Source organism: Cyanobium sp. Alchichica 3B3-8F6 (assembly GCF_024346435.1).
Classification (GTDB): domain Bacteria; phylum Cyanobacteriota; class Cyanobacteriia; order PCC-6307; family Cyanobiaceae; genus Cyanobium_A.
Map to the genome: position 1 here is coordinate 111,359 of NZ_JAGQCZ010000005.1, position 13,046 is coordinate 124,404.

The 13,046-nt window shown below is 61.7% G+C and carries 13 protein-coding genes, 1 tRNA gene and 1 pseudogene; 10 read left to right on the forward strand and 5 right to left on the reverse strand.

The annotated features are described in order from the left end of the window. Positions 1 to 5 precede the first annotated feature (5 nt). Entirely contained in the window at positions 6 to 1,187 is a 1,182-nt protein-coding gene (locus KBY65_RS05870; RefSeq protein WP_255000824.1) for an ABC transporter ATP-binding protein, read from the reverse strand. A gap of 23 nt (positions 1,188 to 1,210) precedes the next feature. On the opposite strand from KBY65_RS05870, the gene KBY65_RS05875 reads away from it, so the two are divergent. Beyond that, positions 1,211 to 1,600, forward strand: a complete 390-nt coding sequence (locus KBY65_RS05875; RefSeq protein ID WP_254988257.1) for a Rid family detoxifying hydrolase — start codon at positions 1,211 to 1,213, stop codon at positions 1,598 to 1,600. A 21-nt stretch (positions 1,601 to 1,621) separates the two neighbouring features. Here KBY65_RS05875 and KBY65_RS05880 read toward each other — a convergent pair whose 3' ends face one another. Next, the gene (locus tag KBY65_RS05880; protein WP_094559850.1) at positions 1,622 to 1,813 is read right to left on the reverse strand and encodes a hypothetical protein; all 192 of its coding nucleotides are present in this window, start codon (positions 1,811 to 1,813) and stop codon (positions 1,622 to 1,624) included. A 560-nt stretch (positions 1,814 to 2,373) separates the two neighbouring features. On the opposite strand from KBY65_RS05880, the gene KBY65_RS05885 reads away from it, so the two are divergent. The 5 genes from KBY65_RS05885 (at position 2,374) to KBY65_RS05905 (ending at position 5,382) form a co-directional block, all read left to right on the forward strand. Beyond that, positions 2,374 to 2,447: transfer RNA gene (locus tag KBY65_RS05885), tRNA-Pro, on the forward strand. Between the two features lie 1,379 nt (positions 2,448 to 3,826). Then, entirely contained in the window at positions 3,827 to 4,231 is a 405-nt protein-coding gene (locus KBY65_RS05890; protein ID WP_255000826.1) for a hypothetical protein, read from the forward strand. Positions 4,232 to 4,428: 197 nt separating this feature from the next. Continuing rightward, positions 4,429 to 4,572: a hypothetical protein gene (locus KBY65_RS05895; RefSeq protein ID WP_255000828.1), complete on the forward strand. Its 144-nt coding sequence runs from the start codon at positions 4,429 to 4,431 to the stop codon at positions 4,570 to 4,572. Beyond that, positions 4,569 to 4,739, forward strand: coding sequence for a hypothetical protein (locus KBY65_RS05900; protein ID WP_255000829.1), 171 nt, complete (start codon positions 4,569 to 4,571; stop codon positions 4,737 to 4,739). The genes KBY65_RS05895 and KBY65_RS05900 overlap by 4 nt, the downstream gene beginning before the upstream one ends. A 271-nt stretch (positions 4,740 to 5,010) precedes the next feature. Beyond that, a complete protein-coding gene (locus KBY65_RS05905; RefSeq protein ID WP_255000830.1) occupies positions 5,011 to 5,382 on the forward strand; it encodes a hypothetical protein in 372 nt (123 codons plus the stop codon). A 99-nt stretch (positions 5,383 to 5,481) separates the two neighbouring features. Here the strand turns inward: KBY65_RS05905 and KBY65_RS05910 are convergent, their stop codons facing one another. From KBY65_RS05910 to KBY65_RS05920, 3 genes are all read right to left on the reverse strand, one after another. Beyond that, the gene (locus KBY65_RS05910; protein ID WP_255000831.1) at positions 5,482 to 8,478 is read right to left on the reverse strand and encodes a virulence-associated E family protein; all 2,997 of its coding nucleotides are present in this window, start codon (positions 8,476 to 8,478) and stop codon (positions 5,482 to 5,484) included. Then, the gene (locus KBY65_RS05915) at positions 8,475 to 8,729 is read right to left on the reverse strand and encodes a hypothetical protein (RefSeq protein WP_255000833.1); all 255 of its coding nucleotides are present in this window, start codon (positions 8,727 to 8,729) and stop codon (positions 8,475 to 8,477) included. The genes KBY65_RS05910 and KBY65_RS05915 overlap by 4 nt, the downstream gene beginning before the upstream one ends. A 215-nt stretch (positions 8,730 to 8,944) precedes the next feature. Next, complete coding sequence (locus tag KBY65_RS05920; protein ID WP_255000834.1) at positions 8,945 to 10,267, reverse strand: site-specific integrase; 1,323 nt, start codon at positions 10,265 to 10,267, stop codon at positions 8,945 to 8,947. A gap of 311 nt (positions 10,268 to 10,578) precedes the next feature. Between KBY65_RS05920 and KBY65_RS05925 the strand changes: the two genes are divergently transcribed. The 4 genes and pseudogenes from KBY65_RS05925 (at position 10,579) to KBY65_RS05935 (ending at position 13,021) form a co-directional block, all read left to right on the forward strand. Beyond that, positions 10,579 to 10,866 (forward strand): hypothetical protein, encoded by a 288-nt coding sequence (locus KBY65_RS05925; protein ID WP_094561693.1) that lies wholly within the window; start codon positions 10,579 to 10,581, stop codon positions 10,864 to 10,866. A 29-nt stretch (positions 10,867 to 10,895) separates the two neighbouring features. Beyond that, positions 10,896 to 11,126: pseudogene (locus tag KBY65_RS14045) on the forward strand (hypothetical protein); the annotation flags it as partial. Between the two features lie 253 nt (positions 11,127 to 11,379). Further along, positions 11,380 to 12,459, forward strand: a complete 1,080-nt coding sequence (gene psbA, locus KBY65_RS05930; RefSeq protein ID WP_255000835.1) for a photosystem II q(b) protein — start codon at positions 11,380 to 11,382, stop codon at positions 12,457 to 12,459. Between the two features lie 235 nt (positions 12,460 to 12,694). Beyond that, positions 12,695 to 13,021: a hypothetical protein gene (locus tag KBY65_RS05935; protein ID WP_255000836.1), complete on the forward strand. Its 327-nt coding sequence runs from the start codon at positions 12,695 to 12,697 to the stop codon at positions 13,019 to 13,021. The last annotated feature ends 25 nt before the right edge of the window (positions 13,022 to 13,046 follow it).

The following is a 13,046-nucleotide window of genomic DNA, read 5'->3' on the forward strand; positions in this document are numbered from 1 at the left end:
GCGGGTCAGGGCTGGGGGGCGGCCAGCACCTGCAGCGGCACGCGGGTCGGGAAGAGCACCCCTGGGGCCCCGGGCCGTAAGGACAGCTGGCAGCGCACCCCGCGGTTGTATTCGGCGTCGAGGGGCAGCCGCAGCCGCAGCCTCAGGTGATCGAGCTGTACTTGATAGAGCCATTCCCGGCCCAGAAACTCACGCCCCTGCACCCAGGCCTGGCCGTCGGGGTCGGGGCGGAGCTGGATGGCCTCGGGGCTGATCAGCACCTCCAGCGGCTCCTGGGCTTGCTGTGTCGCGCCCGTCGCCAGGCTCGCTTCGCCTGGGCTGGCGATCAGGCAGCCGAGGACTGTGTGGAGGCGATCGCCCTGGCGCTCGGCTGGCAGCAGGTTGCCTTGGAGCACGAACCGTCCCACGAAGGCCGTGGCGGGCTGCTGCACCAGCTGCCGTGGACTGGCGCACTGGTGCAGTACCCCATCGCGCAGCACCGCCACCCGATCGCAGATCGCCAGCGCCTCTTCTGGGTCGTGGGTGACGATCAGACCGCTGGCGCCACAGCGGGAGAGCACGGCGGGTAGTTCGCTGCGCAGGCGCAGCCGCACCTCCACATCGAGGTTGGAGAAGGGTTCATCGAGCAGCACCACCGACGGCCCTGGAGCCAGGGCGCGGGCCAGGGCGAGGCGCTGGCGTTGGCCGCCGGAGAGTTCGTGGGGATAGCGGCTTTCAAGCCCCTTGAGCCCGAGCAACTCCAGCAACCAGCTGGCCCGGCTGCTGTCCTGGCCGCGCCGCAGCCCGAAGCAGGCATTGCGCCAGGCATCGAGGTGGGGGAACAGGGCGTAGTCCTGAAACACCATGCCAACGCCGCGGCGCTCGGGTGGCAGCCAGCGGCCAGCTCCGGCGACGGTGCGGCCATCGATCGACACCGAGCCGCGCTTGGGCCGCTCAAAGCCGGCGATCAGCCGCAGCAGGGTGGTCTTGCCACAGCCCGACGGGCCTAGCAGGCCCACCAGCTCCCCCTGGCCCAGGGCCAGATCGATTCCCTGGAGGGTCCACTCGTCGGGGGCGGCGTTGGCGTAGCGGTGCCAGATGTCTTTGAGTTGCACGTGCTCACGCAGCGGCAACTCAGCAGGGATCAGCTCGGTGAGGGGGCTGGCGATCGGCGCAGGGCCAGCAAGGGCCATAAGCTCTCCCTTCATCCTGACCTGGCATGAGCCCATCGATGCAGCTGGAAGCCGTGATCACCGCCGAAGCCCCGGCGCCCGTGGGCCCTTACAACCAAGCCGTGAAAGCCAGCGGTGTGCTGTATTGCTCCGGCCAGATCGCCCTGGATCCAGCCACTGGGGGCATGGTGGGCGGTGGTGACGTGGAGGCTGAAACCCGCCAGGTGCTCACCAACCTCAAGGCCGTGCTGGAAGCCGGCGGCAGTAGCCCCCAGCAGGTGCTGCGCACCACGGTGTTTCTGGCCGATCTGGGCGATTTCGCACGGGTGAATGCGATTTATGCGGAGATGTTCGGCGAGGGGGTGTCCCCGGCCAGGGCGTGCGTCGAGGTGGCAGCGTTGCCGAAGGGCGCCCGGGTGGAGATCGACGCCATCGCCCTCAGCGCCTGATTCCAGAAAGGCGGATGTTGCTCAACCAGGCAGATCGAGGGGACAGTCCATCAGGCTGGCGGCCTGGTCGTCGACGGCCCTGAGGCGCTCGAGGATCGATTGCAGGTCGAGCGCTGAAAGTTCCCCATCTCGCCCCCACTTCATGACGGATCGGCCGATGTCCGTGGAGTCGCCGGCCCGAGTGGAGAAACCATTGCCGGAGTCCATCGCCATGGTTGAAACCTCCGTGTGTCGGTTTCAACACTAGCCAGGGAGTGGAGGGTTGTCTGCCCCTCGGAGCGGGGGCAGCTGATCAAACAGGTTCCCCTGGATCAGCGTTGCCCAGGCGGCGGGAGCCTTGATTGGCGCTAAGGCCTTTGCGACCCGGCGCCGCGAGGCAGCGGGCTTGGGCGGCAGATCGGGCTCCGTGCGCAGCCATGGATTAGCTCTGAACACGGCGTAGGGAGAGGAGATGGTCATGGCGCCTGCAATCGGTACACCTGTACTAGCAGCTTTGGCTATCACCGTCAAGCACCGTTGGCTTGTCCAGGATGATGGAGAGGAATGGCTCAGGTTTTGGTGTGAAGCTGCTCGAGGGCTGGCGTGTGTGGTTGCTGGTGCTGGTTCTCAATGTCCTGGCTGGTGGCCTGTGGTTTCTTGATCGGGACGTGGCGCGCCCTGCCCCTGGGGGCAGCCTCTGGGATGCGTTCCGTTCTTTGGGCGGTGGTTGAGCCCTGCCGCATCGGCTCCACCGCTGTCGCCTGGCGCACGCCGCCCCCCTAAGCTCCCAGCAACGGGGCGTGGCGCAGCTTGGTAGCGCGGGTGCTTTGGGAGCACTAGGTCGCAGGTTCGAATCCTGTCGCCCCGATTATCTAAAGCCATTGCGGCGTAAGCACTTTCGAGGGTGTTCGTTGCGACCTAGGCAGCTCTGACGGCAGTCGCTGACGGCAATCCGACGGCAATTCTTGAGATCCGCTGCGCCGCAGTTGATTTCGGGTGCCGCTCTACGATTAGCAAGATTTGATCCTGTCTGAACCCTTGCAGTGACTGCGGTTTCGGCGGTTGTGGCTATCCCAGGTGCATCACATCCGCAGCACCTCGCCATCGGAGCGCAGCGAGGTGGCATAGGGTTGGGGTGAGGGCCAGATCCGAGCGGGTTGGTCAGGTGCGTCATCACCCGCAGACTGGTAGCGTCGAGGGTGGTGTGCCAGTTGGCTTGTCTGATAATCGGCAAAACTCGCGAGAATCAAGATGGGCTACAAGCTGCCAGCCGTGATCGCTGCGGCCCTGTCACTAGCCGTTTTTCAGCTACCAAGCCAGGCGCAGTACTTCCCGGGGTTTGGAGGGTATTCACAACCTCAGCAACAGGGCGGCGGCCGGTGTCGCGGCTACGACGGTCCTGGTGGACCTTGCTACAGCGGGCCTGGTGGTCCCTACTACGACGGTCCTGGTGGCCCCTGCTACGACGGTCCTGGTGGACCTTGCTACAGCGGACCTGGCGGTACTGGTCGAGGCTGCGCGCCAGGCTGCCCTTAGGCGTCGTGATTAGTCGCGCGACGTGTCTCGGGCAATGGACTAGTCGCGGGACAAGTCGAACAGATAGCCGCTCTCGCCGCCGCTGTGGCTGCTGCAATGCCAACGGCGCCTGTTAATCCATTGCGGCGGGCTAGGGCGCTGGCAGAGGCAGCAGAGCTGGGTGTGGCGCTGTCATCAATCGAGCTGGCGGAAGTGGTTGGTATGTCACCCGCCACCGTGAGCAGCTGGCCCGATGGGCACTCACCAAGGCCGGGGTTCACCTTGCGCTGTGAAAAGGCTGGTGCTGCGGTTTGGTGGATGGTTGAGAGGCAAGGCGCACCCATAAGCAACGTCCGCGCCATTGGTGGCCGCACTGTTGGTTTTGGTTCTTGCCTGACGGTGGAAGCGGTTGCCTTGCCTTACTTCTGAGGCGGACTGTGGTATTTCGCAACAGCTACGCCAGAAGTGCCTTTCTGGCGTAGCTAATTTCAACACAACACCACCACTCGAGCCCGCTGCATATAACCCTGTTGGCCCCCGGTAGACTTTAATCAACCGCGATTGAAGGGTGACAAAACCAGTGCGTCAGGTATCAGTCCTGGCTGATGCATTGCTCCGGCAGCTTCAGGTGGAAGCATTGCAGCAACACCAGCAGGATGATGACTGCTTGCCAGCACCTGACCCGATGAGCAGTGCTCAGGCCCGCCGTGCTGCTGTTGTTGGGGTGGCGCGATGACTGACCTAGATTCTCAAATCGACCAACAGCACAGGCAAGTTGAAGAGGTCGAAAATCAAGCCCGGCAAATCGAGGCCCGTATCTGTCGCATCCAAGGCGCCGCAAGGTATTTGCCACACCGCCGCTATGGCTCTGCTGTGGATGGCAACGAGATCAGAAAGAACCTCACGTTGGCGAGTCTGATTGCCAGACGTGACGCGCCATTAGCTGCCTATTTAGGTGTCGCCAGTGGTGAACATCGCCGCCGGGAAGAGGAAGCTGAAGCCCGCGCAATGGCTGCCGAGTCGATGCGGCTGCAAACCGAGCGGCTACGCCAACAAAACCAGCAGGCGCAACACCAGCGTTATCAGCAGCAGTTGGCAGGTGTTGACCAATGGGGCCGCCCGAGGTGGGCACGATGATTAGCAGGATGCACCCCGTAGCCAACTGGGTGAGGTTGGCGCCACACGAACACCGGAAGGCATTGGACAAGGTGATGCAGTTTCGTGATGCAGCACCCGACCCGATGGCTTCAGGTTTGCCACAGGCGGCTCTGACGTGGTTTTGGACAGAAGAACTACCCAGGCTGTTGCAGCGCCCAGATGTACGTCAACAGGCATTGGATCGCCTTGTAGAGCTGCAAGACACCCAGCTACGCCTGGCGGATCAGATCCAGATGCAATCCGGGTCGCTGCTCGAGCAGCAGGCCGCAGCACAGCAGGAGATCCAGCAGCTCACCGCCCTGGTGGAGGTGACAGCGTGACCCTGCTGCAAGACATTCCCGGCGCCAACCAAAGCGTCATCACCTACGCCATCGCTCACCAGGGGGGCGCTGTTGCTGTTGTGCGGCGCGTCATCACCGCCGCCGACTATCTGGAGCCAGAGCAACGTGAGGCGCTGCTAGGCGCCATACAGCAGGCGCTGAGCTGATGGCTAGAGCCGAGACTCATCACCGCCGACAGGAAGCCCTACGGCTATTGGGTGCGGGTTACGGCTGTAGTGAGCTGGTGTCGCACCTGGCTGAAACGTGGGGGTGCAGCAGGCGCACAGCGCAGAGATACGTTGTCGCCGCCTACGCCGAGCTGGTGTCAGACCTGACGCCAGTACAGGCCGCAGACATGCTTGCCACCATCGTGAACCGCTTAGAGCGTGTCGCCCGTAAAGCTGAAGAGTCGGGCCAATACGGTGCTGCTGTTGGCGCTTGCAGGTCGCTGTTGGAAGCGGTTGTGGAGCCGCATCGTGGGCAGCAGCAACACCACCCGCGGGTGAAGCGGTGGACTTGATACGGGCGTTGCTGGCATTGGAGCGCGCCGCCGCCGACGTGGAATCATTCATTCCCGCCGATGCGGATGATGCGGCATTGGTGGAGCTGCTGGATGCATGGGGGCCACCACGCCGCAGGCCCAACACCAGCCGCACCCGCGAGCTGCAACTGCTGGATTGGGTTGCATGGTTGAAGGACTGTGCGATGCGGTGGGAATCGCAAGCCAACTGGCACACCTCCCCCGACGCTACCCCGTTTGGACAAGCCAACAGCGGGTGTACTACCGCCAATGGCCACGAATCACGCTGAAATCACGCCCGTTCGGGGCCAACTACAACAGCGCCGCCTAGGCCACGACTGAGCCAACTGGCACATCTAGTCCGGCGTATCTGCATCCGCAGCAGAGCATCACGCCACCTCCGGAATCGCAATGCCAGTAGCGGCAGCGCGGCGGGTGTGGGCAGCTTCAAGCGATTGCAGCAGCTCTGGCAGCTCTTCATCACTCCAACCGCTTAGGTCGGTGGCGGGCTTCAGCTCCCGTAGGCGGGCGTCGATGGCCTGGCGGGGTGTAACAACCTCGGGGGGTGTAACAACCTCGGTTTCAGGAGGTTGTGACAGGCAAACCGACTGTGCCGCAACGGGTTTCGGTGGTGTCACAACCGTCACAACCTGTTTTCCCAAAAGGGGGTGTATGTGTGCGGCGGTGGTGGGGCTAGCGGCTGTCGTTTCCACTTCAGCCACCTTTTCCATGGTTTTAGGTTGTGACGGTTGTGACGGCAGCCCCAGGTCCATTGCAGCGCAAGGGCTCTGGGTGTCACAACCTCGCGCTTTTGAGGTCGTGACAGGTCGTGACGGTTGTGACGGCTCCCATAGGCGCATCGCGCGCCCATCAACCCTTTGCTGCTTGCCTTGTTTGAATCCCAACTGCCGGAGTACAGCCGCCGCCCGCATCTGGTCGGCTTTGCCGATCTGGTCGGGTCGGCGCAGTCCTGCGCTGTAGATCACGTCGGCGGTGGCCACCGGGCGATCCGGGCTGTAGATCACGGTGCTGGGGTCGCGGTCCGGGTCCCAGCGGTGCATCGGGTCGCCAGCCATCCAGGCGCGGACCATCTCCACCCACGGGTCTTGGGCGTTGAAGTCCTCGTTCTGCTGGGCAGACAGCAGCTCCATCTCAGCGGAGAGCACCGGCAGCGCGCCAGCCCGGTAGGCGGCGACAGCGGCCTTCCAGATGCCATCGCGGGCCGCCAGTAGGCCCTCACGATCCAACGGCTCTCCGCCTTCCACTGGCACCACCCAATAACGGCGGTTTCCGGTGTCATCCCGTAGGAAGGTGTCCTCGTTCACCGTGGCGCAGAACACGGACTGACGAGGCATCCGCTCGCTTGTGCGCCCATACGGCACCCGCACAAGGTCGGCTCTGGTGGTGATGAGGTTCTTCAGCCTTCCGGCCTCCTTCCTGCCGGTGACGGACTCCAGCTCAGCCAGCTCGTAGATCCATGTGCTGTGAACGTTCAGCAGCAGATCCTTTTCGCCTTCAGGGATGCTGGAGCAGTGCCACTCAGGCGAACCGAGTGTCTCCAGCGTCCAGGATTTTTTTTGTCCTTGGCCGCCCTTGAAGACCAAGCAATAGTCCATCTTGCAGCCGGGCTCCAGGGCCCGCGCCACGGCCCCGATCAGCCACTTCCGCACCATCTCGGCATGTAGATCCGACTGAGCCCGGAAGAATGTTTTGGCCACCTTGTCCAGGTCAAACGGCGCCACTGTCGGGTCCGCTTCCAGTCGGCGCAGATAGTCGCGGACTGGGTGGTGCGGCGCCTGCCTAGCGACATGGAGCACCGCCTTCACGGTTGGATCGAGTCCCACCTTCCAGCCCTTGCCGGTGAGCACGACGTAGGCGGAGTCCATGTCGGCATCGGTGATTTGCACCCACCCGTTGGTGGTGCTCACCTCACCCCTGAGTGTCATCTCGTTAAAGCGAAGCCACACGGAGGGGAGCTTTTCGGCAAGCTCTCCGGCGCTCATAGATCCTTTTGTCGCGGCACCTGTTTTCTCACTCACTCGCCACCCATCGGGCAGCTGCTGGATCAGGGCCTGAAAAGACGCGGGCTTTGCGGTGCTGGTACCGGGGTCTACGAGGGGTGTTCCCGTCCGGGGTGGGGGTGTTTTGGCGGTTTTGGCCTGCCGTGGCTTGGGTGTGACAAACACCGAGAACACGTCGCCATTGGCCTGCGCTTCGGTTTTGGCCAGCGCCCAGATAGTCCCTTGCCTGTCGGTGATCTCAGCCCCGGGCTTCAGCGCCCCGTGGTTGTGCTCTGGGTTGAATGTGCTCCCGTGGAAGCAACGGATCGTTGCCCCGTCGCGGTGTTTGCTGCAATAGCCCGTTGAATCCCTGCCGCAGATCGGGCACGGGTTCAGCGGCATCCAGTCTTTGCTGTTGCTACTGGTGGCCTTGGCCTTGCTGCTGGTGGCCTTGCTGCTGGTGATCTCCAGCGCTGCCGCCCACCAGCCTGGCGGGATCTCCGCCAGTGCTTCGGGTCCCATGTCATCAGGCCAAAAATAGACACCCTTGCTCAACCAGTGCTCCCCCAGGACGATCACTTGGCCGGAGCCATGGAACAGTTCCACCGCCTCTCCCTTGGTGATCTCTTTGCCGTTGGCGTCTAGAGCCGGTGGCTTGGTGTCCACCTTTGTGTGGATCTGCCCGATCTGCTGCTGCTGCTCTGGGTCGAGCCGGAACGCCACCTTCAGGCGCTCGGGGTCGGTGTTGCGGTGGATCTGCCAGGTCGTCGTCGTCGTCGGCTCACATCCGCGCTCCAGCAGCCAACCGCGAGCCGTTGCGCCGTCAATGTCGAAGACAGCCAACCCGTGCGCGTCCTTCCCGGTGCGGGTGCCGCAGGCAATCACCCGGGGAGACGATCCCTCAATGTCCCGAACCGAGTGCTTGGCTGTTGGCCATCCGAACAACAGCGCCCCATCGCGGAGCCGGGCGGGCGCCTTTCTTTCTTTGTCTGCGCCAACCGCCAGCAGCGGCAGATCCATCTCGTGGAGCCTGGTCAGCGCCCCGGCTGGCATCTTCCGCCAGGCCTTTGGCTGGAAGGAATCCAGCCCTAGACGGGTGTTGTCAGCTTCTGTGCCGACGGGCTGCAACTTCGACTCCCCATGCTCCGCCTGGAGCATCTGCATAGACAGCAGCGACAAATCGCCTTTTTCTGTCTCATCGCCGCTGCTGGCAACGGACTCACTGGAGTCTTCGGGTGTGGCTTGAGACTGTTCACCGCTTTTTGCAGTGACGCAATGGCCAAGACAAACGCTGTCTATGTCCAAGACAGCTTGGGACTGTGGCTGACCTAAAATGGCTTCGGAAGATTTCGCCATGAGGTCGCCCGGCAAGGCGGCCTTTTTCATGCCACTGCCTCCAGGGCGTGGTGGCCAAGGCGGTCGTGCTCCATCTGAGCCGCGATGGTTGCCGTCGATAAGTGGTGCTCACAAGCTGCCAGGTCGTAGATGACGTGGCTATTGAGGTTTGCAGGAACTTTCCTTATCCAGCACTTGCCAACTGGCAACTGCCCGTCGTTGCGCAGGCGTTGTAGCGAGCGAATACTGATGCTTAGGGCAGCAGCAGCCTCTTGCTGTGTTGCCCACTTTTGAATGGCCATTGGAGATCTAAGCGTTGATTTGGCTTTAGATCTCCGTTCCGGTCTTTCCTACTGAATTCAAGCCTGATTCAGCGGTCCCGGCAGTCGGCTGAGGTTTCCTTCTCTGGCTAGAAGGCGCCTTGGCGACGGAGTGGCATTTCTACCTGTGTCGCACCATAGCCGCATCTGTCTGGTCTTAACCGGTCAGCTGACACCAGCCACGGTGTGCGGTTCGATTAGGCGTTGACGAGTCTGCTATGTGCGTTGGCAAAAGCCTCTTCAGTACTGGACTTTTGTGCCCACGGATAGAACGTGCAGTGTGTCTGCAATGAATGACCCATGACCATCGCCATGGACCCCGCGTCAATGTGTCTGCGATGACCTCTGACGCTGAAGCTGTGCCTGAAGCTGTATGCCGTTAGTCGCTTGTCTTCCACTTCTTGCGCCCGCTGTTTCAGCGATAGCCAGTAAGGGCGGCGACAAAAGTAGGTCTTCCAGCGGTCGGCGGCGCCATTGCCGGACTCAAGTGGTGGCAGTTCGATGTCCACGGCTCGCCATCGCTGCAGCAGGTTCCATTGCTGTAGCTCCCCATCGGTGCTCAGCAATGGCAGCGGGATGATTCTGCGTGGCTCCGTGGCACCGTTCCCACCTTTCTTGCGATAGGTACACCACCAGTACGGCTCACCGCTCATTTCGTCGATTCGCACCTTGAGGTGCAGAAGCTCGACAGGTCGGAGCCCCAGTTCTGCCATGAGCATTGTGGCGTCACGCCATCTGCGCCCTGTTTCGTCATCGGGCAGCGATCCCAGCAGATCAATGATTTCCTGATCGCTGCTAAAGGCATGAGCCTTTTGGTTGACCGCTTCAGAAGGCTTCTCGGCGCCGATGAGCGGCTTTAGGTTTTTGGGTGCGGCCCAAGCGTCTGGAAGGTGGTGTTGTTCGACGCAGTAGTTCAAGAACTGCGCCAGCGAGCGGACCCGGATCTTTCGCATCCGACTGCCGCTGCGCCAATCCTTGACGCAGGCCAGCATCAGGGGTTGCGCCATCAATGGTGGTGTCTTGCCCGTAAGGAGCTTGAGGGCGTCGCTGATGACCGGTTCGTAGCTGTGCGCCCAGGTGACGGCTTTGATGGCGCTGTCGGCGGTGGTCTTCCATTCCTTGAACGCCGCCTTCATGGACTCCCAGTTGCGTTCGCCGCTGGGTGACCTGGCTTCGGTCAGGTTGGCCGCCTCGACGAGGTTGTAGCCCTGGATGGCGGTGCTGTACACGTTCCGAATCCGGACATAGCAATCGCCCCACGACGCCTCGCACCAGTCGAATGGCAGGACGATGCGATTACCTGGTCGCCGTGGCCTGATCGACAGCTCGACTTTGCCGCGCACGGAGCGGCTGATGCTGAGAACAGGCTTCAGGCCTCGGCTCGTGCACAGCTCGTTGAGTTGCCGGCGGGCGCCATCGACCCATTCAGAACTGCCGTCAGACCTCTCTGAAATTGCCGTCAAACTGCCGTCGCTTTTTCGGCGCTTTGAGGCCTGATTCCGCGAGAGTGGCTGTGCCATGGGGCTTTTGGGGTGACGGCAATCCGACGGCAAAACCACCCTAAACTGTCCAGACAGACCGCGCCAGAGCCGGTCAAAACCATTGCAATAACTGAAGACCCAGTGCTTCAAAAGCTGTTTTCAGTGCTTTGGGAGCACTAGGTCGCAGGTTCGAATCCTGTCGCCCCGATTAACTTCTCAGGGATTAGCCGCTGATTCTGCGGTCAAAACGCGGTCAAAACCCCACTCCCCCCTGAGCTTCGCCCGCAGCAGCTCGTGGCGGTCCTAGCTGTCGAGCAGCCGGAGCTGGTGAGGATGCGTAGCGTTGGCTCATGAAGCAGCTGCCCGGTAAAGCAAGGCCGAAATGGCTAGTGGCGGTTGCTCAGGGCATCGCGGCTGTCGTGTTTGTAGCCATGACCGCCAGCATCCTTCCGGTGCTGCTGATCGCGAGCCTTCTGGCAGCTCTGTTGCTGATTCCTGTGATGCGCCAGCTCCGCAAAGAGGTGGAGCGGACTGCGGTGACCCTCAACACGCCCTCGAGGGAGGAAATGGTTGACATCACGCCGCTCCACCAAAGATTGCGGCAGGAGTTCTTGCTGTTCATGCGCCGCCGCCGATAGGCGCACGATCATGCTCATTCCCAGTCTCCGTGCTCCTCCCGGAGCCATGCCCGCAGCTGCGCGATGGGATTCCCTCGATCGTCGCTCCCGGCTGCTGGGGTCTCTTTGGCGGTCACCTGGATCCGGGCGAGACGCCGGAGCAGCCCCAGGCGACTGAGCTGGTGATGGTGCACCACATCCACCGGCGCACGGCCCACGTGTTTCGGGCCGAGCTGTCGGTGCCGCTGGAGCGACTGACGCTGCTGGAGGGTCAGGACATGGGAGGAAATGGTTGGGAATCGACGCAGAGTGCACCTCTTGAGGAGCGCATCAATCCACCATCACGGGGCGATAAGCGAGGCCTATGGCTGCGATCAGGTCTGCTGCTGATCCACAGCAGGTCCTCGGCGGCTAAGGACTGTGAACTGGTGTTAAGCTGGAATGAGCGAGCGGATTTCCGCACCGCACCTATCTACCGCTCTTCTGCCAACGCCTCCGGGCAGAGGCCAGCCGAGCACTCTCCCAACCGTTCTCATGACAACCACAATTCAGCAGCGCCAAGGCGCTTCTGCGTGGAACCAGTTCTGCGAGTGGGTCACCTCCACCAACAACCGCCTGTATGTGGGCTGGTTCGGTGTGCTGATGATCCCCTGCCTGCTGGCTGCCACCATCTGCTTCATCGTGGCGTTCATCGCCGCTCCCCCCGTCGACATCGACGGCATCCGTGAGCCCGTCGCCGGCTCCCTGATGTACGGCAACAACATCATCTCTGGTGCTGTTGTGCCTTCCAGCAACGCCATCGGCCTGCACTTCTATCCCATCTGGGAAGCCGCCAGCCTCGATGAGTGGCTGTACAACGGTGGTCCTTTCCAGCTGGTGGTCTTCCACTTCCTGATCGGCATCTACGCCTATATGGGTCGCGAGTGGGAACTGTCCTACCGCCTCGGCATGCGCCCCTGGATCTGCGTTGCTTACAGCGCACCTGTGGCTGCTGCTTCTGCTGTGTTCCTGGTGTATCCCTTCGGTCAGGGCTCCTTCTCGGACGCCATGCCCCTGGGCATCTCCGGCACCTTCAACTACATGCTGGTGTTCCAGGCTGAGCACAACATCCTGATGCACCCCTTCCACATGCTGGGTGTGGCTGGCGTCTTCGGCGGCAGCCTGTTCTCCGCCATGCACGGCTCGCTGGTGACCAGCAGCCTGGTGCGTGAGACCACCGAGAGCGAGAGCCAGAACTACGGCTACAAGTTCGGTCAAGAGGAAGAGACCTACAACATCGTGGCTGCCCACGGTTACTTCGGTCGCCTGATCTTCCAATACGCCTCCTTCAACAACAGCCGCAGCCTGCACTTCTTCCTGGCTGCCTGGCCCGTGGTTGGCATCTGGTTCACCGCCCTGGGCGTGAGCACGATGGCCTTCAACCTGAACGGTTTCAACTTCAACCAGTCGATCCTCGACGGCCAAGGCCGTGTGGTGAACACCTGGGCAGACGTGCTGAACCGTGCAGGCCTGGGCATGGAAGTGATGCACGAGCGCAACGCTCACAACTTCCCGCTCGACCTGGCAGCAGCAGAAGCCACCCCCGTGGCTCTGACCGCACCGGCAATCGGCTGAGGCAACAGCCTCTGCTGAGCGTGACGCTCAAACGGAATCCCTCAAGCCCCCTCTTCGGAGGGGGCTTTTTCATGGGAGATGGCCTTGGAAATGGTTTTGGCGTTGTTGCACAGGCTGTTTTACAGGCTGTGCAACAGCATGATCAAACGTAGGAAGTGGCGTCGGTTGTGTCAAAGCATCATTTCAAGCTCTTGCCCGCCAAGGGTTAGACTGGGATTTGATTCCATTGAAGATAATGTCTGAAATCGAAGAAATTAATAAGCTTGTCACATTTGGACTTGTCGATGGAAAGCTGCGGATCCTGCAAGTTAACGCCAACGTGTGGGGTGACGTAAAGGGAGATATTCAAGGCAGCGTCCAAGGCGATATTTATGGAGACGTTGCAGGCAGTGTTGAGGGATATGTTGGCCGTGATGTTGGTGCAAATGTCGGCCGCCATGTCTTGGGGAATATTAATGGCAATGTGGAAGGAAGTATTTGGGGCGATGTGAAGGGAGCTATTTGGGGTCGCGTCTACGGTGAAATCCAGGGTGGTCAGGAGCAAGAAGATGTTCTCGATTAAGAGTCCAGAATCCATTGTTAAAGTC